This window comes from Actinokineospora spheciospongiae (genome assembly GCF_003182415.1).
In the GTDB taxonomy this organism is placed as follows: domain Bacteria; phylum Actinomycetota; class Actinomycetes; order Mycobacteriales; family Pseudonocardiaceae; genus Actinokineospora; species Actinokineospora spheciospongiae.
On record NZ_QHCP01000012.1, the window covers coordinates 1 to 22011 of the forward strand.

The 22011-nt window shown below is 73.1% G+C and carries 23 protein-coding genes; 9 read left to right on the forward strand and 14 right to left on the reverse strand.

The annotated features are described in order from the left end of the window. Window positions 1-475: 475 nt before the first annotated feature. The gene (gene recG, locus DFQ13_RS26225) at window positions 476-2647 is read right to left on the reverse strand and encodes an ATP-dependent DNA helicase RecG (protein ID WP_110081725.1); all 2172 of its coding nucleotides are present in this window, start codon (window positions 2645-2647) and stop codon (window positions 476-478) included. Between the two features lie 119 nt (window positions 2648-2766). Then, window positions 2767-4386 (reverse strand): DAK2 domain-containing protein, encoded by a 1620-nt coding sequence (locus DFQ13_RS26230; protein WP_181400167.1) that lies wholly within the window; start codon window positions 4384-4386, stop codon window positions 2767-2769. Window positions 4387-4579: 193 nt separating this feature from the next. Here DFQ13_RS26230 and rpmB point away from each other — a divergent pair, with 193 nt between their 5' ends. Then, window positions 4580-4771 (forward strand): 50S ribosomal protein L28, encoded by a 192-nt coding sequence (rpmB, locus tag DFQ13_RS26235; protein WP_035284204.1) that lies wholly within the window; start codon window positions 4580-4582, stop codon window positions 4769-4771. 76 nt (window positions 4772-4847) lie between these two features. Here rpmB and DFQ13_RS26240 read toward each other — a convergent pair whose 3' ends face one another. The 4 genes from DFQ13_RS26240 to DFQ13_RS26255 are packed head-to-tail and all read right to left on the reverse strand — an operon-like array spanning window position 4848 to window position 8253. After that, window positions 4848-6020, reverse strand: a complete 1173-nt coding sequence (locus DFQ13_RS26240; RefSeq protein ID WP_181400158.1) for an MFS transporter — start codon at window positions 6018-6020, stop codon at window positions 4848-4850. 33 nt (window positions 6021-6053) lie between these two features. Then, window positions 6054-6728: a uracil-DNA glycosylase gene (locus tag DFQ13_RS26245; protein WP_110081727.1), complete on the reverse strand. Its 675-nt coding sequence runs from the start codon at window positions 6726-6728 to the stop codon at window positions 6054-6056. A gap of 11 nt (window positions 6729-6739) precedes the next feature. Then, on the reverse strand, window positions 6740-7249 hold the full coding sequence (locus tag DFQ13_RS26250; RefSeq protein ID WP_035284212.1) for a GNAT family N-acetyltransferase: 510 nt from the start codon (window positions 7247-7249) through the stop codon (window positions 6740-6742). 29 nt (window positions 7250-7278) lie between these two features. Further along, the gene (locus DFQ13_RS26255) at window positions 7279-8253 is read right to left on the reverse strand and encodes a thiamine-phosphate kinase (protein ID WP_110081728.1); all 975 of its coding nucleotides are present in this window, start codon (window positions 8251-8253) and stop codon (window positions 7279-7281) included. Between the two features lie 110 nt (window positions 8254-8363). Between DFQ13_RS26255 and DFQ13_RS26260 the strand changes: the two genes are divergently transcribed. Then, window positions 8364-8597, forward strand: a complete 234-nt coding sequence (locus DFQ13_RS26260; RefSeq protein ID WP_035284199.1) for an Lrp/AsnC ligand binding domain-containing protein — start codon at window positions 8364-8366, stop codon at window positions 8595-8597. Between the two features lie 19 nt (window positions 8598-8616). Then, the gene (locus DFQ13_RS26265) at window positions 8617-9210 is read left to right on the forward strand and encodes a DUF3515 domain-containing protein (RefSeq protein WP_181400159.1); all 594 of its coding nucleotides are present in this window, start codon (window positions 8617-8619) and stop codon (window positions 9208-9210) included. A gap of 514 nt (window positions 9211-9724) precedes the next feature. Here the strand turns inward: DFQ13_RS26265 and DFQ13_RS26270 are convergent. The 3 genes from DFQ13_RS26270 to DFQ13_RS26280 form a co-directional block, all read right to left on the reverse strand. Then, window positions 9725-10819: a D-alanine--D-alanine ligase family protein gene (locus DFQ13_RS26270; RefSeq protein ID WP_110081729.1), complete on the reverse strand. Its 1095-nt coding sequence runs from the start codon at window positions 10817-10819 to the stop codon at window positions 9725-9727. Window positions 10820-10897: 78 nt separating this feature from the next. Next, window positions 10898-11692, reverse strand: coding sequence for a helix-turn-helix domain-containing protein (locus DFQ13_RS26275; protein ID WP_181400160.1), 795 nt, complete (start codon window positions 11690-11692; stop codon window positions 10898-10900). A 4-nt stretch (window positions 11693-11696) separates the two neighbouring features. Next, entirely contained in the window at window positions 11697-12050 is a 354-nt protein-coding gene (locus tag DFQ13_RS26280) for a hypothetical protein (RefSeq protein WP_110081731.1), read from the reverse strand. A gap of 231 nt (window positions 12051-12281) precedes the next feature. Between DFQ13_RS26280 and DFQ13_RS26285 the strand changes: the two genes are divergently transcribed. After that, entirely contained in the window at window positions 12282-13358 is a 1077-nt protein-coding gene (locus DFQ13_RS26285) for a helix-turn-helix domain-containing protein (RefSeq protein WP_110081732.1), read from the forward strand. 23 nt (window positions 13359-13381) lie between these two features. Beyond that, the gene (locus tag DFQ13_RS26290) at window positions 13382-14041 is read left to right on the forward strand and encodes a YdcF family protein (RefSeq protein WP_110081733.1); all 660 of its coding nucleotides are present in this window, start codon (window positions 13382-13384) and stop codon (window positions 14039-14041) included. A 6-nt stretch (window positions 14042-14047) separates the two neighbouring features. On the opposite strand, the gene pdxR is transcribed toward DFQ13_RS26290, so the two are convergent. Beyond that, the gene (pdxR, locus tag DFQ13_RS26295) at window positions 14048-15496 is read right to left on the reverse strand and encodes a MocR-like pyridoxine biosynthesis transcription factor PdxR (RefSeq protein WP_052021003.1); all 1449 of its coding nucleotides are present in this window, start codon (window positions 15494-15496) and stop codon (window positions 14048-14050) included. A 26-nt stretch (window positions 15497-15522) separates the two neighbouring features. Between pdxR and DFQ13_RS26300 the strand changes: the two genes are divergently transcribed. Further along, window positions 15523-16194, forward strand: coding sequence for a pyridoxamine 5'-phosphate oxidase family protein (locus tag DFQ13_RS26300; RefSeq protein WP_110081734.1), 672 nt, complete (start codon window positions 15523-15525; stop codon window positions 16192-16194). On the opposite strand, the gene DFQ13_RS26305 is transcribed toward DFQ13_RS26300, so the two are convergent. After that, entirely contained in the window at window positions 16172-16642 is a 471-nt protein-coding gene (locus DFQ13_RS26305; protein WP_035281338.1) for a cysteine dioxygenase, read from the reverse strand. The genes DFQ13_RS26300 and DFQ13_RS26305 overlap by 23 nt on opposite strands. 329 nt (window positions 16643-16971) lie before the next feature. Between DFQ13_RS26305 and sigK the strand changes: the two genes are divergently transcribed. Together sigK and DFQ13_RS26315 are read left to right on the forward strand one after the other, a co-directional pair. Beyond that, window positions 16972-17571 carry an ECF RNA polymerase sigma factor SigK gene (sigK, locus tag DFQ13_RS26310; protein ID WP_110081735.1) on the forward strand — a complete coding sequence of 200 codons (600 nt, stop codon included), beginning with the start codon at window positions 16972-16974 and terminating at the stop codon, window positions 17569-17571. Then, entirely contained in the window at window positions 17568-18311 is a 744-nt protein-coding gene (locus DFQ13_RS26315) for an anti-sigma factor (RefSeq protein WP_110081839.1), read from the forward strand. Before sigK ends, DFQ13_RS26315 begins: the two co-directional genes overlap by 4 nt. Window positions 18312-18398: 87 nt before the next feature. Here DFQ13_RS26315 and DFQ13_RS26320 read toward each other — a convergent pair whose 3' ends face one another. The 3 genes from DFQ13_RS26320 to DFQ13_RS26330 all read right to left on the reverse strand — a co-directional run bounded on the left by DFQ13_RS26320 (window position 18399) and on the right by DFQ13_RS26330 (window position 21241). After that, the gene (locus tag DFQ13_RS26320; RefSeq protein ID WP_110081736.1) at window positions 18399-19499 is read right to left on the reverse strand and encodes a cystathionine gamma-lyase; all 1101 of its coding nucleotides are present in this window, start codon (window positions 19497-19499) and stop codon (window positions 18399-18401) included. After that, on the reverse strand, window positions 19496-20446 hold the full coding sequence (locus DFQ13_RS26325) for an NAD(P)H-dependent glycerol-3-phosphate dehydrogenase (protein ID WP_233438594.1): 951 nt from the start codon (window positions 20444-20446) through the stop codon (window positions 19496-19498). The genes DFQ13_RS26320 and DFQ13_RS26325 overlap by 4 nt, the downstream gene beginning before the upstream one ends. A gap of 63 nt (window positions 20447-20509) precedes the next feature. Further along, on the reverse strand, window positions 20510-21241 hold the full coding sequence (locus tag DFQ13_RS26330; RefSeq protein WP_052021001.1) for a lysophospholipid acyltransferase family protein: 732 nt from the start codon (window positions 21239-21241) through the stop codon (window positions 20510-20512). A 101-nt stretch (window positions 21242-21342) separates the two neighbouring features. Here DFQ13_RS26330 and cofC point away from each other — a divergent pair, with 101 nt between their 5' ends. Further along, window positions 21343-21993: a 2-phospho-L-lactate guanylyltransferase gene (gene cofC, locus DFQ13_RS26335; RefSeq protein ID WP_233438584.1), complete on the forward strand. Its 651-nt coding sequence runs from the start codon at window positions 21343-21345 to the stop codon at window positions 21991-21993. Window positions 21994-22011 lie beyond the last annotated feature (18 nt).

Consider the following 22011-nt stretch of genomic DNA (forward strand, 5'->3'; position numbering starts at 1 on the left):
CGTCGTCGAACGCTGTTTCAACCGGCTCAAGCAGTTCCGCGGCCTGGCCACCAGGTTCGCCAAACGAGCCGCCTACCACCGAGCCGAGATCATCCTCGCCTGCATCGTCCTCCATCTCAAGTGAAGATCCGCAGGACAGGCCCTAGGGGGAGGGCCCGAACTTGTCCCGGCCGCCGTTAGCTCTGCGAGCGCGGTGTCAAGGGTGGCCGAAGGCCATCGGCGAAGCCGACGCCGAAGGCGCCCTTGACGCCGCGCTCGCAGAGCTAAACAATCGCGGCCCCCGAGGTCAGGCCCTTGCTCTTGACCACGCCACAGCGACCCCGAAGTCAGGCCCTTGCTCTTGACCACGCCACAGCGACCCCGAGGCCAGGCTCCTGCTCTTGACCACGCCACAGCGACCCCCGAAGTCGGACCCGCGCTTTTCACCAACCCACAAGCCCCGCAGCCGAGCAGCGCCGCAGGCGAACAAGCAGGATCAAGCCTTCTCCAGGTACTCCGCCCGCTCAGCGTTCACCACCTGAGCCACCATCCCCGCCAACCCCGAATAAGCCCCCAACCCCGGATCATCAGCGATCAACGCCTGAGCCACCACCCGCGCGTCAGCGATGATCCCCTCATCCCGCAACAACGACAGCATCTTCAACCCCGACTTGGTCCCCGACTGCGAAGACCCCAACACATCCCCTTCCCGCCGCAACTCCAGGTCCAGCCGAGCCAACTCGAACCCGTCCAACGTTGAAGCGACCGCGTCCAACCGCTCCCGGGTCGACGTCCCCCCGATCATCTCCGTCACCAGCAGGCAAACCCCGGCAGCGGACCCACGCCCCACCCGCCCCCGCAACTGGTGCAACTGACTCACCCCGAACCGATCGGCGTCCAGGATCACCATCGCCGTCGCGTTCGGCACGTTCACCCCCACCTCGACCACCGTCGTGGCCACCAGCACGTCCACCGCCCCCGAGGCGAACCCCCGCATCACCCGGTCCTTGTCCTCCGCCGCCATCCGCCCGTGCAGGACGTCGACGGAAAGCCCGGCGAGCGCACCCCCCGCCAGATCGGGTGCCACATCGGCCACGGCCAACGGCGGCCGCCGCCCCGACCCGTCATCGGCCACAGCCGAATCCTCGTCCCCGATGCGCGGGCACACCACATAAGCCTGGTGCCCCGCGGCGACCTCCTCGCGAACCCGCTGCCACACCCGGTCCAACCACGCGGGCTTCTCCGCCACCGGCACCACGGTCGTCGAGATCGGCGAGCGACCAGCCGGGAGTTCACGCAGCGACGAGGTCTCCAGGTCCCCGTACACGGTCATGGCCACGGTCCGCGGGATCGGCGTGGCCGTCATGACCAGCACGTGCGGGCTCAGCGCCCCCGCCCTGGCCCGCAGCGCGTCCCGCTGCTCCACGCCGAACCGGTGCTGCTCGTCGACCACCACGAACCCCAGGTCGGCGAACGCGACCTTGTCCTGGATCAGCGCGTGCGTGCCCACCACGATCCCCGCCGCGCCGCTGGCGGCGTCGAGCATCGCCTGCTTGCGCTGGGCCGTGGACAGCGACCCGGTCAGCAGGGTCAACGCGGTGGCGTTCTCCGCGCCGCCCAACTGCCCCCCGCTCGCCAGGTCGCCCAGCAGTTCGGTCAGCGACCGCGCGTGCTGCGCGGCCAGCACCTCGGTGGGGGCCAGCAGCGCCGCCTGCCGCCCGGAGTCGACGACCTGGAGCATGGCCCGCAGCGCCACGATCGTCTTGCCGGAGCCGACCTCCCCCTGCAGCAGCCGGTTCATCGGGGCTTCGCCCGCGAGGTCGGCGGCGATGGCCGCGCCCACCTCGTTCTGCCCCGCCGTCAGGGTGAAGGGCAGGCGCTGGTCGAACGCGTCCAGGATGCCGCCGGGGCGGGGCGGGCAGGCCGGGGCCGGGCGGGCCGCGGCGGTCTGCCTGCGCTGGGCCAGCGCCAGTTGCAGGGACAGGGCCTCGTCCCACTTCAAGCGCTTGCGCGCGGTCTCCAGATCGTCCCACTCGGCGGGGCGGTGGATGGCGCGGACTGCCACGTCGTACTCGGCGACGTCCAGGCGCTTGCGCAGCTCCTCGGGGAACGGGTCCTCGATCTCGTCGAGCATCGCCAGGGTCTGCTGGACGCACTGGGCGATCTGCCACGACTGGATCTTCGCCGAGGCCGGGTAGACCGGGATGAGACCGCCCGCGAACTCCTCCACGGCGGGGGCGCCGTCGGTGGACTCCGGGTCGGCGTCGAGGAGCTGGTAGTCCGGGTTGGCCAGTTGCAGCTTCTGGCGGAAGGCGGTGACCTTGCCCGCGAACAGGGCGCTCGTGCCGGGCTTGAGCTTGTCCAGGTGCCACGGCTGGTTGAAGAACGCGCAGTCCAGCGAGCGCCTGCCGTCGGTCAGCGAGACCTCGACCAGGGAGCCGCGCTTGGTCTTCATCTGCCGCTTGGTCACCGACACGACCTTGGCCATCACCGTGACGTGCTCGCCCACCTCCAGCCCGGCGATGTCGGTGAGCTGCCCGCGCTCGGCGTAGCGGCGCGGGTAGTGGCGCAGCAGGTCCCCCGCGGTCTCCAGGGTGAACGCGGCGGCCAGCGCGTCCGCCGACTTCTTGCCCACCACCCGGTCCAGCCGGTCGCTCAGCGACGCCATCGCCGTTCCCCACCCACTTCCCGCAATTCCACTGTCCGCCGCACCTCGGTCACCGCCCGATTATGTCGACCCCCACCGACAGCGGTCGCGGCCCGTCCACAGCGGGTCACCGGGGCGGGTCATTCCAACCCGAGCAGCAGCACCGAATCCGCCTGCCCACCCGCGTACACGACCAGGTCGGCCTCGGGGCGCTCGGCGCGCAGGAACGCCGCCAGCCCGTCGGCCAGCCCCTCCGGCGCGTCGCGGCCGAGCAGCGCGGTCACCAGTTCCCCGCCCGCCGCCAGCAGCCTGCGCGCCACCGCGCGGGTCGCCCTGGCCAGCGCCTCCACCCCGGGCGGCCCCGGTTCCACCAGCACGACCTCGTCGTCGGCCAGCGCCAGCACGTCGTCGGCGCGGCACGGCCCGGCCCAGGTGATCGCGTCCTCGACGGCCACCCGCACCTCCCCGCGGCGGGTCGCGGCGGCGGCCTCGGTCATCGCCACCACGTCGTCGGCCGGTCTGCGGCGGGGGTCGTGCACGGCGACCGCCGCCAGCACCTGCACCGGGGAGGCGCACGGGACGACCACCACGTCCTGCCCCCCGGCCACCGCCCGGATCGCGGCCTCGTCGGCGAGTTCCATCAGCAGCGGGTGCCCGGGCAGCACGGTGACGTGCGCGGCGCCGGTGGCCGTGATGACCTGCGTCAGCTCGTACGGCGTCGGTTCCTCCCCGTCGCCGACGCGCAGCACGGCCACCCCCTCGGCGAGCAGCAGTTCCGCCAGCCCCTCCCCGCGCACGGGCACGACCACGGCGCGGTCGCGGGTGAACCGGGCAGGGCCGTCCGGGGCGGCGTCGGCGAACCGGGCCACCCGGATGCGCCGCGGGCTGCCCACCCGCACCCCGGCCTCGACGGCCCCGCCGACGTCGTTGCAGTGCACGTGCACGGTCCACAGCCCGGCCCCGTCGCCGACGACCGACACCGAGTCCCCGAGCCCGACGAGCACCTCCCGCAGCGCGCCCGCCGTGGCGTCGTCGACCCCGTCGAGCAGGTACATCACCTCGTAGGCGTACAGGTCCGACCCCGCCTCCCGAGGCGCCACGTGCGGGTTCACCGGCCGGGCGACGGTGGTGCCCGCGTCCCGCAGGTCCGGTTCCCGCCCCTGCACCACGGCCAGCAGCGCGTCGAGCAGCACCACCACCCCGCGCCCGCCCGCGTCGACCACCCCGGCGTCGGCCAGCGCGTCGAGCTGGCGCGGCGTGTGCTCCAGCGCCACCGCGGCCGCCCGCACCGCGGCCCGGGCCACCTCGTGCAGCCCCTCGCCGCCGGTCGCCGCCGCGGCCGCCGACAGCACGCTGATCATGGTGCCGGGCACCGGCTCGGCCATCGCCGCGGTGGCCAGTTCCGCCCCCCGCCGCAGCGCCCGCCGCAGGTGCTCCCCCTCGACGACGGGCTGCTCCCGCACCGCCTCGGCCATGCCGCGCAGCACCTGCGACACGATCACCCCGGAGTTGCCGCGCGCCCCCGCCAGCGCCCCGGTCGCCAGCACCCCGAAGGCCCCGCCCGCGTCCGCCCGCTCGGTCACCGGGGCCCGCAGCAGCGCCTCCAGGGCCGCGCGGACCGTGGTGAGCAGGTTCGACCCGGTGTCCCCGTCGGCCACGGGGTAGACGTTGATCCGGTCGATCGCCTCCCGGTGCGCGTCCAGGGCGCCGACGCACGCCGCGGCCCACCGCCGGACCGCCGCCGCGTCGAGTGCCTCCAGCAACCGGGCCTCCCAGCTCGTCGGTCCCCTCCGGCGAGGGTAACCACCGGTGGGCACCCACCCGGTTTGGAGCACCGGTGGGGCACCGGTTACCCTGTGCAGACCGCCTGGGCCCGCCTGGGCTCTCGTACGTGCGCCCGCAGTGGTCGAGGAATCGACCGGCCGGGCACCCGCAACCTGAAGGAGTGTCGACGTGGCTGCCGTGTGCGACGTCTGTGGCAAGGGGCCAGGCTTCGGCAAGTCGGTCTCGCACTCGAACCGGCGCACCAACCGCCGGTGGAACCCGAACATCCAGACCGTGCACGCGAAGACCGGCGTTTCCCAGCGCAAGCGGTTGAACGTGTGCACCTCCTGCCTGAAGGCGGGCAAGGTCGTTCGCGGCTGAGCGAGTCACCGCAGCAGATCCCCGACCGGCGTCCGAGGCCACCAGGCCCCGGGCGCCGGTTCGCTGTGCGCACCCCTCAGGCACTGACCTCGGACGCCACCCGACCGCGGGCCACGGCGACAGAGGCGAGTCCGACCAGGACGGCCGGGATGCCCGCGAGCGCGAACGTCCACCGCGGCCCCACCAACCCGGTCAGCACCCCGCCGGTGACCATCCCGGTGACGTTGGCGGCCATCAGCACCGACCCCATCGCGGCGAACGCGCGCCCGCGCAGGGCGTCGGGGGTGCGCAACCGCACCAGCGCCTGGTTGATCACGTTCTGCGCCCCGTTGGTGATCCCGCCGAGCGCGTACCCGACGACCACGGCGGCGGTGAACGGCACGGCGGCGGGCAGCACCATCGCGGCGCCCATCACCGCGCAGGACGACCCCAGGCCCACCAGCAGCGCCGTGGCGGTCCGCAGCCCGGTGACCAAACGGACGCCGACGAGCATCCCGACCATCCAGCAGGCGTGCAGCACCCCGAGCAGCACCGCGCCCCCACCCAGCACGTCGGTGACGTAGAACACGTTCGCCACCTCGGCGAACATGACCCCGAGGCACGCGATCGCCAGGCAGGCCGCGGACGTGCTGAGCACCCGGTCCGCCCACAGGTGCCGAATACCGTCGGCCGCCCGCGCCCGCTGCCCACCGCGTTCCGGGCGGCGCTCGGCGCGGACGAGGCACAGGGCCAGCGCCTGCACCGCGTAGGTGCAGGCGTCGACGAGCAGCGCGCGCTCGGTGCCCACCGCGGCCGCCAGGAGCCCGCCCGCCGCCGACCCGGCGAGCGTGCCGAGGGTGCGGCCGGTGGCGATCCACGAGTACCCGCGGGTGGCCCCGTCCTCCCCCACGACGGCGGGCACCAGCGCCGCGGCGGCCGGGTTGACCACGGCGGTGCCGCACCCCAGGGCGAACAGCAGCACCAGCGTGGCGGCCAGGTTCCCCAGCACCGCCACGATGCCGAGCACGGCGGCGCCCTGGAGCACCTGCCCGGCGATCATCAGCCTGCGGTTGGGCAGCCGGTCGACCAGCAGCCCGGCCAGCGGCGCGCCCAGCGCGATGGGCAGGAACTCGGCGATCAGCACCGCGGTGACCGCGAACGCCCCGAACTCCTTGAAGTGCACCAGGAGCACGAGCAGCGTCACCGCGGACCCGAACAGCGACACCCCCGCACCGGACGCGATCAGGACCAGGTCTCTGGTGTTCCGCACGCGTCCGACGCTAGCGGGGGCGAACAACCGGTTTTACGGGAGCTTCCAGTCCACCGGTTCGCCGCCCTGCTCGACGAGCAGCGCGTTGGCCCGGCTGAACGGCTTCGACCCGAAGAAACCGGCGTGCGCCGACAGCGGGCTGGGGTGCGCCGACTCGATGGCGGGCACGTCGCCGAGCATCGGCTTGAGGTTGCGCGCGTTGCGCCCCCACAGGATGGCGACCAGCGGCCCACCGCGCGCGGCGAGCGCCCGGATGGCCTGCTCGGTCACCTGCTCCCACCCCTTGCCCTGGTGGGAGTTGGCCTTGCCCGGTTCCACGGTGAGCGCCCTGTTGAGCAGCAGCACCCCGTGCTCGGCCCACGGCGTGAGGTCCCCATTGGACGGGAGGGGGAGGCCGAGGTCTTCCTGGTACTCCTTGTAGATGTTGATGAGGCTCTTGGGGATGGGCCGCACGTCCGGGGCCACGGAGAAGGACAGGCCCACGGCGTGGCCGGGGGTGGGGTAGGGGTCCTGCCCGACGATGAGGACCCGGACGTCGGCGAAGGGCTGCTTGAAGGCGCGCAGGACGTTCTCGCCCGCCGGGAGGTAGCGGCGGCCCGCGGCGATCTCCGCGCGGAGGAACTCGCCCATGGTGGCGATCTGGTCGGCGGCGGGGGCGAGCGCTTCGGCCCACCCGGCTTCGACGGTCTCGGACAGCGGTTGTGGCACGGCGTCGGAGCCTACTCGGGTGTGCCGACCCGTTCGTCACTCACTCGGGTGTCGTGATCGGTCCCCAGCGACCGGAGTTCCTTGCCGAGGTGGACCGATCCCTCCTCGTCGGCGTAGTAGCCGAACGGGGGCACCGGGGTGTAGCCGGCGGACCGGTACAGCGCGATGGCCTCCGGCTGCTCGTCGCCGGTCTCCAGGACGAGCCTGCGCAGGCCCGCCGCCCGCGCGGTGTCCTCCAGTTCGGCCAGGACCCGCCTGGCCAGCCCCCGACCGCGGGCGGAAGCGTTGACGTACATGCGTTTGATCTCCGCGTCGTGCTCGCCGTGGCGGCGCCAACCGCCGGTGGCCACCGCGACGCCGTCGAGGTAGCCGACCAGGAACAGCCCGTGCGGCGGGGCGAACTCGGCCGGGTCGACCGGGGTCAGGTCGACGTCGCCGTAGCGGACGACGTACTCCTGCTGGACCTCGGCGATGAGGGTGGTCGAATCGGGGTGGTCGTAGGTGAGGACTTCGATGCGCACCACCCGATTGTGTCCCACCACCCCGACGGTCAGCGCCAGTGCTGCCAGCCGGTGGCCCCCGGGTAGGGCCTGCCGTCGACGGTCACCGCGGGGCCGGTGCCGGGTCGGGTGACGGTGCCGATGGTGCGCCAGCCGTCGGGCACCGCGTCGGGGTCGGGGAAGGTGGCGGCCAGCGCGTGGTCCTCGCCGCCGGTGAGCACCCAGTGCCGGGGGTCGCCGCCGAGCGCGGAGGCGACGTCGATCAGCCGCTGGTGCACCTCGACCAGGTCCGACCGCACGTCGACGGCGACGCCGGAGGCCGCGCACAGGTGCCCGAGGTCGGCGAGCAGGCCGTCGGACACGTCGAGCATCGCGGTGGCACCGGCGTCGGCGGCCAGCGGTCCGGCCGCGTAGTCCGGCTCCGGCGAGCGGTGGGCGGCCACGACGTTGACCGGGGACCGGAAACCGCGCTTGAGGACGGCCAGCCCGGCCGCGCTCCAGCCGAGCTTGCCCGACACCGCCAGCACGTCGCCGGGCCTGGCCCCGGACCTGGTGACCGGTGCGCGACCGCGCAGCTCGCCGAGCGCGGTGATCGAGATCACCAGCACCGGGGCGGTCGCCATGTCGCCGCCGACCACCCCGACCGACGCCCGCCGGGCCTCGGTCCACATGCCGTCGGTGAGCCCCTCCAGGACGGTGGTCTTCGTGGTCGCCGGGCAGGCGAGGCCCACCAGGACGGCGGTGGGCACCGCGCCCATGGCCGCCACGTCGGCCAGGTTCGCCGCGACCGCCTTGCGCCCCACCTGAGCCGGGTCCGACCAGTCGAACCGGAAGTGCACGCCCTCCACCAGCACGTCCGTGCTGGCCACGACCCTGCCGTCGGCCGCGGTCACCACGGCGGCGTCGTCGCCGGGGCCCAGCAGCGTGGCCGCGGGCTGGACCCGCCCCTCGGTCAGCCGCCGGATGAGCCCGAACTCGCCGACGTCGGCGACCGTCTCCGGGGCCCCCGGGATCTCAGGTCGCACCCATGTCCTCCGATCACCGACTTTCGGACCCCCCACCGAAACCGCGTCTGGGGTACGTTGCTGGACACGTTCCTACCTCTTGGGGACACCTAGCCGCGAAGGGGCGCGCCGTGGTGCACGCATACATCCTGATCCAGACCGAGGTCGGCAAGGCCGCCGCGGTCGCGTCCGAGATCGCCGGGCTCCAAGGGGTGACCACGGCCGAGGACGTCACCGGGCCCTACGACGTGATCGTGCGCGCGGAGGCCGACAACGTGGACCTGCTGGGGCAGCTCGTGGTCGCCAACATCCAGAACGTGGAGGGCATCACGCGCACGCTGACCTGCCCGGTGGTGCACCTCTGAGGCGTGGTCCACTGGGGCGGTGAACGTCCCGACCACCCCCGCCCCCGCCGCCGGACCGTCCCGCCGCGCGGTGGTCGCCGCCGCGGTCCTGGTGGCGCTGCTGGTCGCCGGGGTCGTGCTGGCCAGCCGGTTCCTCGGACCCGCCGACACCGCCGCGCAGGACCCCACCGCATCGAATCCCATGGCGGCCCCGCGCACCGGCCCGGTCGGCCTGGTCCCGGTGGAGGCGCCGGACGCCGGGTCGCCGTCGTGCGCGTCCCTGGTCGGGCAGCTCACCGGTGCGCTGCCCAACGGCGACGGCACGCTGGAGAAGCTGCCCGTCGCCGACCCCGCCCCGGCCGGGGCGGTCGTGTGGGGTGACCGGGTGGCGGAGCCGGTGGTGCTGCGCTGCGGCCTGTCGAAACCGGGCGAGCTGACGCCGACGGCGCAGCTCCGCGTGGTATCCGGGGTGCAGTGGTTGCCGGTCGAGGGCACCGGGGCGTCGACGTGGTTCGCCGTCGACCGGCCGGTGTACGTGGCGCTGACCCTGCCCGACGGGCTGGGCACCGGTCCGCTGCAAACGGTGTCCGAAGTGGTCGGTCGGGTGCTGCCGGCGCAGCCGGTGCGGCCGTAGTGTCCTGAGACTGGGTTTCGCTGGGGTGCTTGGGTGGGCTTGGCCGTTTTCAGAGCCCGGTCGTTTGTCGTGGGTGCCCGGCTGGGTGGATGTGTTTGGCCGGGGCCCCTATGGCGATCATGTGCTCCAGTGCGTCAGGTGGGGCTGAAAAGATGCCCCACCGCCCAGGCAGGCTGTCACATGATCGCCACCCCCGGCCAAACACATCCACCCACCCGGGCCTCTGTGTAGCCGGGCCGGCGGTTCTCGGGGCGGTCGGCCTGCGTTCAGGACATCCACCCACCCGGGCAGTTGCTCGCCGGGCCGGCGGTTTCGGGGGTGATCGGCTGGGCAAGCACCTCCACCCACCCGGGCCTCTGCTTGACCGGGCCGCCGGTTCTCGGGGTGGTCGGCTGACCAAGCAGCACATCCACTCATGCGGGCATTCGCTTGCCGGGCCGGTGGTTGTCGGGGTGGCCGGCTGGTTGTTGCTGCGCCGGGTGGGGTTCTGGGTGGCTGGTGGTCGGGCCGGGCCTCAGCGCAATCCGGTTCCCCTGGCCACGGCGGTGTCGACCAGGGTGGCCAGCAGTGCCGGGTAGTCGAGGCCGGTGACGGCCCACATCTTCGGGTAGGCCGAGGTGGGGGTGAAGCCGGGCATGGTGTTGACCTCGTTGACCGTCAGCTCCCCGCCCGCGCCGACGAAGAAGTCCACCCTGGCCAGGCCCTGGCAGTCCAGTGCGCGGAACGCGTCCACGGCCATCGCCCGCAGCCGTTCGGACACCTCGTCGTCCAGCTTGGCCGGGATGTCCAGTTCGGCGACGTCGTCGAGGTACTTCGCGTCGAAGTCGTACCAGTCCACCGAGTCGTCGACCAGCCGCACCTCCGCGGGCACCGACGCCTCCACCCGCCCGTCGGGGAATTCCAGCACCCCGCACTCCACCTCGCGCCCGACGACCCCGGCCTCGACGAGCACCTTCGGGTCGACCTCGCGCGCGGCGGCGATGGCGGCGTCCAGGTCGTCCCACGAGGTGACCCGGCTGATGCCGGTGGACGAGCCCGCGCGGGCGGGCTTCACGAAGACGGGCAGCCCCAACCGGTCGCGCTCCTGCCCGGTGAGGGTGGTGGCGCCGCGCCGCAGCTCGACGTACCGGCCGACGGGCAACCCCTCGGCCTCCAGCAGCTTCTTGGTGTAGCCCTTGTCCATGGCGACCGCGCTGGCCAGCACCCCGGGGCCGACGTAGGGGACGCCGACCATCTCCAGCAGCCCCTGGATGGTGCCGTCCTCGCCGTAGGCGCCGTGCAGCATGGGGAAGACGACGTCCACACCGGTCAGCACCTCCCCCGCCCGCCCCGGTTCCAGGACGACCAGGCCGACCGAGCCGGGGTCGGCGGGCAGGGTGACGGCGGTGCCCGCGGTGATGGTGGGCAGGGTGCGCCCCTCGATGCGCAGCGCGCCGGGGTCGCTCGGCCCCAGGACCCACGCGCCCTCCCGGGTGATGCCGACCGGCACCACCTCGAAGCGGTCGGGGTCGAGGTTCGCGAGAGCGCTCGCCGCGGACACGCAGGACACCGCGTGCTCGGTGCTCCGCCCCCCGAACACCACCGCGACGCGGATCTTTGAGCTGGCCATGGGAGTGGACCCTACCCGGCGGGGATTTCCGGGATGCCCGGCTGTGGTGTGGGCGACCGGCGTCCACCGGTACCCACCTCAGTCGAACTCGCCCCACAGGCGGGCCAGCACCTTCCGGGAATCTCCCGTGGACAGGGCCGACTCCGCGACCCGGCGAAGCGAGTCGACGTAGTGCACGGCGCTGTCCTTTTCGAGGATGACGGTCGTGAAGTCGAGGTCGAGGACTGCCACGGGCGAGAAGGTCCGGAAGTGCAGGACCCGCACGGGGTGCTGGAGGAGTGGCGGCGTGGTGCGGGGAACGATCCGGATGCCGTCGAACCGGGCCAGGCGGGCGAGCCGGAGCTCCTGCGTCCCCAGGTCGTACGGAGCCCGCTCGATGGCGTCGGCCGAGACGTAGCGGGTCCAGATGGTGTCGCCGTGGTGCCCTGGGGACGCCAGTGCGGTCGACCCCCCGGAGTTGCCCAGCGCTCGCGGCCCGGTCACGCTCGTGGCGTAGGTGGTGATCCCGTCAGCCAGCGACCACAGCGAGCGGACCACGTCGTCCGGGTCGCGCGTCGACGGGGTGGCATGGATCACCCAGTTCATCTCCTCGCTCGCCCGGCGCAGGCCGTACAGGTGTTCCCGACGACGCGGCGGGATGTCGAGGAGAGCGCACAGACCCCCCAGTTCCAGCGCGTCCGGAATCCTCCGCCCATTCATGATCCGGTTGATCATCGCCGGTGACATGGTCATCAGCTCCGCCAACTGCCGAGTCGTGAAACCGCGCTCGACGCGTGCCGAGTCCAGTTCCGTGGAGAGCAGCAACGCCCTCGCGGTCTTCGCGCGGATGTCGTGCCGCAGACGCGCACCACTTCCCGCCTTGTGAACGGCCATGTCCTCAGGCATCCCGCCGGGAATGCCCGCGCACGAGGCGATGACGGTCGTGCACGAGGTTCATGCACGCCTTGGCGAACACCCGCAGAGCGGCGTTGTCGTCCCAGCTCACGGCGTCGGGTTTGGGCAGCACGAGGAACGGGCTCTGCGGCCCCTCGATCGGCCGTGAGGGAAAGGGGATGTCCCGGACCACGAGGACTCTCCGCTGCTCGACGCACGTCCCCTGGAAAACCACGACCCCGGTGTCCCCCTTGGCGAGCCGGAACGTGTAACCGCCCTCGAAGACGCGCGAACACGGTCGGGTGCACAACTGGTCAGCAGGGGTGACCGACACGCTGGTGGCGTCCGGAACCTTCACTGATCAACTCCCGTCTGTCGGATACCCCGTGGACGGTATGGATACTGGAGCTCGGAAATCTTCTATCAGGGTCTGAAAGGCTTCCGCGCGCCGCCGATACGGGGGATGCTGTACTGAAAATTCTCGTCAACGGGGGCCATGAGCGAAACGAACGATTGTGGCACTTCCGTAGCACCTGCAGTGCATCGCGGTGCACGAACGTGGTTGCATACAGAGCAGGAGGAACAGGAGATGGCTTCGATTCGGCAGTGGACTGGGCTCGAAGCCCAAGCGCTTCGCCGTGCCCTGCGTCTGAGCATCCGCGCCTTTGCCGACTACCTCGGGGTGGCTGTCCGCACAGTCACCAAGTGGGAGGCGCTGGGAGTCGACACCACACCTCGACCGGACAAACAAGCGATCCTGGACACTGCCCTGTCGCGGGCCGACTCCGACGCCAGAGTCCGCTTTGAGTTGCTGCTCATGCAGGACGGCAGTACACCCCTCAAGGGCTACTACCGGAGCGCCCCACGCGAGTGGGATTACGAAACCTGGATGGACGACCTGGGGCGGGCCGCAGCCTGCCTCGCCCGCCAAGATTTCAAATTCGCAGCCAGTCTGGTCGACCGCTGGCTACGACGGTTCGACCCCCACAGCCTGGACAGCCACGGCCTGTACCTGCACGCCCGCTCACTGGTGCTCCTCGGCGACTCGCAACGCGATCGAGGGGACATCCACGGCGCCTTTTCCGCGCGGCAGAATTATCACAAGGCACAGCGACTCTTCCAAGACTTGCGGGTACCCAGACGAACGGCGCAAGTCGAGTTGTCGCTCGCGGTCACCGAGGAAATGGGTGGGCGCTTGCGGTCTGCCGCCAAGCGCTACAAAGTCCTCACCGAAGACGAGCGGCTCAGCCCCCGAGACCGGTCGCGGGCTCGACTGTGGATCGGCACCGCGCTGAGCAAGGAAGGCGACAACGCGTATGCCATCAGGGTCATGAATGAGGCCACTCGGCGTTTTGAAGACCTCGAAGAGCCAGCGGACTGGGCGGTGGCGCATCAGAAATTGGCGCTCGCCCACCGGGGAGCAGGTGATCTGTCCACCGCCTTGAGCTACATCGAGGTGGCATTGTCTGCTCACGCTGCGGATTCCCCCATGCAGCGCGTCCGGTTGGACACCGCCCACGCCCACATCCTCCTGACCGACAAAGCCACCGCCGCGAGCGGGTTGCGACTCCTGAGCCAAGCCGCGGAGACCTCTCGCGAGTACGGCATGTCACACCAGTCAGCCAGCATCGACAGCATCCGCCACGCCTTCGAACGGGCACAGTGAACCAACTGGAGGACGAACACCCCATGGCACCGACCGGCATCACCGAACAGCACCGGCAGGACGCTGAACTGATCTGGGACTACCACCGGATGGGGCATGAGGTGCGCCCCTGCGACGTGGCCATCGGGCTGGGCAGCCATGACCTCGGTGTCGCGAGCCACGCGGCAGAGTTGTACCGATCGGGCGTGTTCCCCCTCGTGGTGTTCAGCGGCGGCAACAGCCCGACCACGGCCGAGCGGTTCCCCCGGGGCGAAGCCGTGCACTACCGCGAACACGCGATGAGCCTTGGCGTACCGGACAGCGCCATCCTGGTTGAACCGGAGGCGGGCAACACCGGGCAGAACGTGACGTTCTCGCGGGCGCTGCTCGCTGAGCGCGGGCGGACGCCGCGCTCAGCGCTGATCATCTCCAAGCCGTACATGGAACGCCGCGCCTATGCCACCTGTCGAGCGGTCTGGCCGGAGGTCGAGGTCGTGTGCACGTCGGAGCCGTTGGAACTCGGGGACTACGTGCGGTCCATCGGCGACGAGAAGTTGGTCATCGACATGCTGGTCGGCGACCTCCAGCGGGTCATCGAGTATCCGAAGCAGGGCTTCGCCGCCGAACAGGACGTGCCTGCCGACATCTCGGCCGCCTACGACCGGCTGCTCGCGGCAGGCTTCGACAGTCGTCTCCTGCGCTGACGGACCCTACGAGGGCCGTGTCGTGGTGACGAGGTCGACGAGGGTGGGGATCGCTTCGGTGAGCTGGGTCCGGGAGCAGGCGGCGTAGCCCAGGGCGATGCCGGACCACGTCGGCTTTCCCTGGTGGTGGCGGGCGAGGCCGTCGAGGACGAGGTGGTGGGTGCGGGCGGCGTCGATGACCGCCCGTTCCGTCGGGGTGTCGGGGAGGGGGATGACCAGGTGGGCGCCTGCGTCGTCGCCCAGGACGGGGACGTGGGCGGTGGTGAGGGCGGTGACCAGGAGGGCTCGGCGCTCGGAGAGTTCCCGGCGGAGCTTGCGCAGGTGGCGGCCCAGGTCGCCGTTGCGGGCGAGTTCGACCAGGACGAGTTGGCCCGCGGCGGCGGGGGTGGTGCCGGTGTTGTCGCGGTGTTCCAGGACGGCCGTGACGACCGGGGGCGGGGCGACCATCCAGCCGGTGCCGAGGGTGGGGGTGAGGATCTTGCTGGTGGTGCCCAGGTGCACGACGACGTCGGGGGCCAGGGCGGCGAGCAGCGGGAGGGGGGCGACGTCGTAGCGCAGTTCGCCGTCGTAGTCGTCCTCGACGACGAGCCAGCCCTGGCGGCGGGCGCGTTCGACGAGTTCGACGCGCCTGCCCGCCGACATGCGCCTGCCCAGCGGGTACTGGTGCGCCGGGGAGCAGTAGACGACCCTGGCCGAGGCCGGGACCGCGTCCAGCAGCAGGCCGTCGGCGTCGACCGGGACGGGGACGACGCGCATGCCCGCGGCGCGGAAGGTGGCGACGGCGCGCTGGTAGCCGGGGTCCTCGATGGCGACCAGGTCGCCCCGGCGCAGGACCGACGCCGCCAGTTCCGCGACCGCCGCCGTGGTGCCGCCGGTGGCCAGGACCGACTCGCCCTCCCCCGCCTCGTCGTACTCGCCGCTGACGCGCAGGCCGCGGTGGCGCAGCAGGTGCTCGGCGACCGCCGCCCGGTAGGCGGGGACCCCGGCGCGCTCGTGGCGCTGCAACGGTGTGACGTCGGCGGAACCGCGCCAGGCCCGGCGCCACGCGGAGCGGTCCAGGCCGCCGATCCACGGTGAGCCGGGGCGCAGGTCGACCGCGGGGGCGCCCGGTGCCGCGGTCCTGGCGCGGCGGGGGCGGGCGCGCGGGGAGCCGGGTGGGGCGGTGGTGACGTAGGTGCCGGAGCCGTGCCTGCCCGCGATCCAGCCCTCGGCGTGCAGTTGCTCGTAGGCGGCGGCGGTCACCGTGCGGCTGACCGCGAGCTGGGTGGCCAGCGCCCGGGTGGAGGGCAGCCGGTCGCCGCTGCGCAGCCTGCCGTCGGCGGCGAAGGTGCGCAGCTCCTCGGCGAGCTGGACGGCCAGCGGGGTGGTCGAACCGCGGTTGAGGCGGACCGGCAGCGCGGGGCTCTCGGACAACAGTGGCCTCCTGGAATGGCGCGGTCGTGGCCCTGTCAGCATTCCACTTCATCCCCGAGCCTGGGGAGGTGAACCCTTCTCCGCACGCACCACTGTCCGCAACCGACCGCACCCGGGTCCGCCGGGGCAGCCACCGCGCGGTGACCGACCGGGCCGTCCTCTGGCAGGTGCTCGACGCCGGGCTGGTGTGCCACCTGTCCACCGTCGTCGACGGGTCGCCGCTCGTGCTGCCCACCGGGTACGGCCGCGACGGCGACACCCTCTACCTGCACGGGTCCACCGGCGCGCTGAGCCTGCGCACGGCCGCGGCGGGCGTCGAGGTGTGCGTGGCGGTGACCCTGCTCGACGGGCTGGTCTACGCCCGGTCGGTCTTCAACCACTCCATGAACTACCGCTCGGCGGTGGTGCACGCGACCGCCGTGCCGGTCCTCGACCCGCCCGCCAAGCTGGCCGCGCTGCGGGTGATCACCGAGCACCTGACGCCCGGTTCCTGGGACCACGCCCGGCCGCCGACCGACAAGGAACTGGCCAAGACCGCCGTGCTGGCCGTCGACCTGGCGGAGGCGGCGGTGAAGGTCCGCGCGGGCGGCCCCGGCGACGACGAGGCTGACGTCGCCGCCGGGACCGCCTGGGCGGGGGTGCTGCCGATCCGGACGGTCTACGGCGAGCCGGTGCCCGCCGCGGACCTGGAACCGGGGCGGCCGGTCCCCGGGCACGTCACCGCAGCTCGACCCCGGTGAACCGGTCGACCCGGCGGCTGCCCCCGGTCGGACCGGTCACCCGGTGGACGTGGATGCTGACCGCCGGGTCGGGCCCGGCGTTGTGGATGCGGTGCACGTAGCCGGGGGCGAAGACCCGCGACTGGCCCGCGACCAGGGTGTGCACCACGTCCTCGTGGTGCCCGGGGTGGGCCACCTGCTCGGTGAGCGTCCCGGAGACCACGGTGAACGCCGCGGTGGTGCCCGCGTGGTCGTGCAGCTCGGTGCCCTGGCCGGGCAGCCAGCCCATCAGCCACACCTCCTGGTCCTCGGTCAGCTCGACCAGCGCGGCGAAGCGCCGGTCGGGGTCGTAGCGCAGCAGGCCGCGCCAGCGGTCCCGGTCGCGCGCGAACTCGGCGGCGACCAGGGCGGGGTGCGCGAACGCGGCGGGACTGACCAGCGCCACGGTATTGGGCGGTACGGCGAACATGTTCCTACGTCTCTTCCATGGGGGTGAACTGACACGGCGCGGCCGGGGAGAAGGCCTCGGGGCGGTATCACCGACAGAGACAGAGCGCGCGACAAACCGGGCGGGGGCCCCGCTCGTCGGTCATGGCGCGCTGCAACACGGGGCATAGGTAAACACCGGGTCGCGCGGGCGGCAACTCGGTCCACGGAATGGAACACCTCCGGGGGAACCGGGGAACCGGCCCACCGCACCGGGGGTCGAACCCATCCGCGAACACCCCGGTGCCGAACACGTGGTGGCGGACAACCAGCGCGGCGGGTCGGGCCGCGCCACGGACGGGAGCAGTGCACATGGCCGAACGAGTGCGGCGCATCGCCGGGGAGGCGGACACTGTCACACAGGCGCCGCCGGACGCGGGGGCGCTGTTGCAACAGGTGGCGCGCGGGGACGAGAAGGCCTTCGAGCGCCTCTACGACCTCGTGGCCGCCCCGGTCTTCGGGTTGGTCCGGCGGATCGTGCGCGACCCGGCGCAGTCCGAAGAGGTCACCCAGGAGGTCATGCTGGAGCTGTGGCGGACCGCCGCCCGCTACTCCACCGAGCGGGGCAGCGGGATGACCTGGGCGATGACGCTGGCGCACCGCCGCGCGGTCGACCGGGTGCGCTCGGCGCAGTCGGCAACCGACCGCGAGGACAAGGCGCACCGCCGGGAGACCACCCGGCCGTTCGACGAGGTGGCCGAGCAGGTGAGCACCCGGCTGGAGCACGAGCAGGTGCGGCGCTGCCTGACGAGCCTGACGGACCTGCAACGGGAGTCGGTCGAACTGGCCTACTACCGCGGGTTGACCTACCGCGAGGTGTCCGACCTGCTGGACACTCCTCTCGGAACCATCAAGACCCGATTGCGCGACGGGCTCATCCGGATGCGCGACTGCCTGGGGGTGGCCCGATGACCGCTGACATCCACGCGCTGACCGGGGCGTACGCCCTCGACGCGATCCCGGAGTTCGAGCGCGCCGAGTTCGAGCGCCACCTGGCCGAGTGCGAGTCCTGCGCCCAGGAGGTGCGGGAGTTGCAGGCGACCGCCACCCGGCTGGGCGAGGCGGCGTCGGACCAGCCGCCCGCGGAGTTGAAGTCGCAGGTGCTGGCCCGCATCGCCGAGGTGCGCCAGCTCCCACCGGTCGACGACCTCACCGCGCGGCGCGAGCGCCGGTCCGCGGCGGGGGCACCGCTGGTGACGAAGTTCCTCGGGGTGGCCGCGGCGCTGCTGCTGGTCGTCTCGGTGTCGCTGGGGGTGCTCCTGGTCCGCAACACCAACGACCTGGACTCCACCCAGCAGCAGGCGGCGGCGGTGTCGAACCTGCTCTCGGCCGGGGACGCCAGGGTCGTCAGCGGCAGCACCACGACCGGGCTCAACGGGACGGTCGTGGTGTCCCGCGAGCGCGGGCAGGTGATGCTGCTGGCGGGCAACGTGCCCTCCGCGCCGGACGGCAAGACCTACCAGGTGTGGCTGATGGGCGACGGCGCGCCGCGCCCCATCGGGCTGATGGCGCCGAACCCGTCCGGGCACGCCTCGCTGCTGACCACGCCGGGCATCGGCGCGGCGCAGGACATCGGTGTGACGGTGGAGCCCGCGGGCGGGTCGCCCGCGCCGACCGGGGACCTGGTCATGCAGATGACGCTGCCGGTCTAGGCAGCGCACGACGACGGAGGCCGCGCACCCCACCCGGGGTGCGCGGCCTCCGTGCTGTCGGTCGAAACCCGGACCGGCCCCGGGGGATCAGCGCAGTGCGGCGAGGACGTCGGCCACCAGGTCCCGGGGGTCCTCGCAGCCGCAGGAGAAGCGGACCAGGCCGTCGGGGACCGCGTCGCCCCAGCGGGCTCGGCGGTCGGCGGTGGAGTGCAGGCCGCCGAAGCTGGTGGCGGAGGCGACCAGGGTGGTCCGGGCCAGGAACTCCTCCACCGCCTCGGTCGACTCCAGCACGAAGGTCACCACGCCGCCGAAGCGGCGCATCTGCTGCCGGGCCACGGGGTGCGCCGGGTCGGCCGCCGCGCCGGGCCAGCGCAGCCCGGTGACCCGGGGGTGGTCGCGCAGGGCCTGGTAGAGGGCGGCGGCGTTCTCCGCCTGCCGGGCCAGCCGCAGGTCCAGGGTGCCCAGGCCGCGGTGGGCCAGCCAGGTCTCGAACGGGCCGGGGACCGCGCCGGAGGCGGTGCGCTCGGCGCGCAGCCGGGCGAGGAGCTCCGGGTCGCGGGCGGAGACGTGGCCCAGCACGACGTCGCTGTGGCCGGAGAGCGCCTTGGTGTCGCTGGCGACGGTGAGGTCCGCGCCGAGTTCCAGCGGGCGTTGCCCGATCGGGGTCGCGGTGGTGTTGTCGACCGCGACGAGCGCGCCCGCCGCGTGCGCGAGGTCGGCGACCGCGGTGATGTCGCAGACGTCCAGGCCCGGGTTGGACGGGGTTTCCAGCAGCACCAGCCGGGCGCCGCGGACGGTCTCCTCGGTCCAGTGCGCGGCCGTGGGGACCTCGCGGACCTCCAGGCCGTGGGCGGCCATGTGGTCGCGGACGTAGGAGCGGGCCAGGTAGTAGCCGTCCGAGGGCAGCACGACGACGTCGCCCGCGCCGAGGACCGTGCGCAGCAGCGCGGAGACCGCGGCCATGCCGGAGGAGTAGACGACGCACTCGCCGCCGTCGAGCCAGCCGATGGCCGACTCCAGGGCCCGCCAGGTGGGGTTGGACGCGCGGCCGTAGAAGTCCTCGCCGCCCAGGTGGAACGGGGCGGCCAGGACCGGCTGCGGGGCCAGCGGCACGTCCGGGCCCGCGACCGCGGAACCGGCGTGCACGCAGCGCGTCCCGTCGCCCCTGGTGTCCGGTCGGCCGCTCACCGCTCGCGCTCCGGTTTGGTCTGGCGGCCCAGCAGGGCGCCCGCCATCTCGCGCGGGTGGAACCCGTCGTGGCAGACGCGGTGCACGACCTCGGTGATCGGCATCTCGACGCCGTGGCGCAGCGCCAGTTCCCGGATCGACGAGCAGGACTTGACCCCCTCGGCGACCTGCCCGGCCGCGGCGGACCGCGCCTGCGCCATGGTCTCGCCCCGGCCCAGCCTGGCCCCGAAGGTCCGGTTCCGCGACAGCGGCGAGGAGCACGTGGCGACCAGGTCGCCCAGGCCCGCCAGACCGGCGAAGGTGAGCGGGTCCGCGCCCAGCGCGGCACCCAGGCGGCTGGTCTCGGCCAGGCCGCGGGTGATCAGCGTGGCCAGGGTGTTCGCGCCGAAGCCCAGGCCGTCGGCCATGCCGCAAGACAGGGCGATGACGTTCTTGCACGCCCCGCCCAGCTCGCAGCCGACCACGTCGGTGATCGTGTACGGCCGGAAGTAGCCGGTGGTGCAGGCCCGTTGCAGCGCCACCGCGCGGTCGTGGTCGCGGCAGGCGATCACCGTGGCGGTGGGCTGCTCCTCGGCGATCTCCTTGGCCAGGTTGGGCCCGGAGACCACCGCGATGCGGTCCTCGGCGAACCCGGTGACGTCGGTGATGACCTCGCTCATCCGCTTGAGCGTGCCCAGCTCCACGCCCTTGGCCAGGCTGACCAGGGTGGCGTCGTCGGCGATCAGGCTGCGCCAGGAGGTGAGGTTGTGCCGCAGGCTCTGGCTGGGCACGGCCAGCACGACCGTGTGCGCCCCGTCCAGCGCCCGCCGCGGGTCCGATGTGGACCTCAGGGGGGCGGGGAGCCGCACCCCGGGCAGGTACTCGGCGTTCTCCCTGGTCGAGGTGATCGACTCGGACACGTCGCGGCGCCGGGCCCACAGCACCACCTCGCGCCCGGCGTCGGCCATGACCTTGGCGAACGCGGTGCCCCACGAGCCCGCGCCCAGGACGGTGATGTGGCCGCCCACGGCTCAGCCCGCGCTCTCGTCGGAGGAGGCGCCGCGCGCGGAGGCGCGGAAGAACTCCGCGGGCGGTTCCTCCCCGCGCACCCCGGCGAGCAGGGCCCGCACCTCGCGCATCATCACGTCGGTGACCTCGCGCAGCAGGGCGCTGGTCACCGGCAGGCCGCGGTAGGCCGAGAGGTCGATGGGGTCACCGAGGGCGGTGGTGACCTCCTTGCGCGGGAACGGGTGGAACTTCTTGGTGTAGCCGTCCCAGATGTGGTTGGTGCCCCAGCGCGCGGCCGGGATGACCGGGACGTCGTTCTCCAGCGCCAGCCGGGCCGCGCCGGTGCGCGCCTTCATCGGCCAGCCGGTGGGGTCCTTGGTGATGGTGCCCTCGGGGTAGATGACGACGACCTTGCCCTCGCGCAGCGCCTGGTGCGCGGCGCGCAGGCTGTCCCTGGCCTCGGCCGAGCCGCGGTAGACCGGGATGCCACCGGAGCCCGCGAGCATCCTGCCGAACAGGGGCACGTGGAACAGGCTGTCCTTGGCCATGAACCGGGGCACGCGCCGGTTGCGGTGCACGAACACCGCGTCGTTGGGCGGGTCGAGGTGGGAGACGTGGTTCATCACCAGCAGGGCCGCGCCGGTGGCGGGGAGCTTGTCCGCGCCGAGGTACGTCCGCCTGCCCAGCCAGCTCAGCGGGTAGAAGACCGATGCCGCCGCACCGACCCAGAACCCGCCCCGTTCCCGCTCGCCCAACTCGTCCTCCTCGACGCGTCCGTGACCTGTGAGTGTCCACGGCCACCACCCGCGCGGTCCAGACGGGGTCGGCTGGGGCGGGCACTGGCACTATCGGCGGGGTGTGCGCTGAGCTGCCCGTCGATCCCCCGGTGGACCTGGTGGTGCCGGTGAAGCACCTGGACCGGGCCAAGTCGCGGCTGCGCGGCGCCGCCCCGGGCGGGGCCGCGGGGCACCGGGACCTGGTGCTGGCCGTCGTGCGCGACACGGTGGCCGCCGCGGTGGCGGCGGTGCGCGCGGTGCTGGTGGTGTGCGAGGACGCCAGGGTGGTCGAGGCGCTGCGCGGCAGCGGCGCCGAGTGCGTGGACCAGCCCGGCCTGCCCGGCCTCAACGCCGCCCTGGCCTTCGGCGCGGACCGGTTGCGCGCCCGCGACCCCGCCTCCGTGGTGGGCGCGCTGCAGGCCGACCTGCCCGCGCTGGTCCCGGCGCAACTGCGCGCGGCGGTGGCCGAGGCGGCCGGGCGGCGGGCGTTCACCCCGGACCGGCCGGGCACCGGCACGGTGCTGCTGCTGTCGGCGGCCGGTGGCGGGCTCGACCCCCGGTTCGGGCCGGGTTCCGCGGCGGCGCACGGCGCGGACGCGATCGCGGTGGGGCTCGGGTCGGCGGCGCTGCGGTGCGACGTGGACACCGCCGCCGACCTGGCGGTGGCCGCCGCGCTGGGGTTGGGCGCGCACACCGCGCACCGGGTCCGCGCGGCGGGGCGGGTGGGCTGACCGGCGGGCGGGCTGATC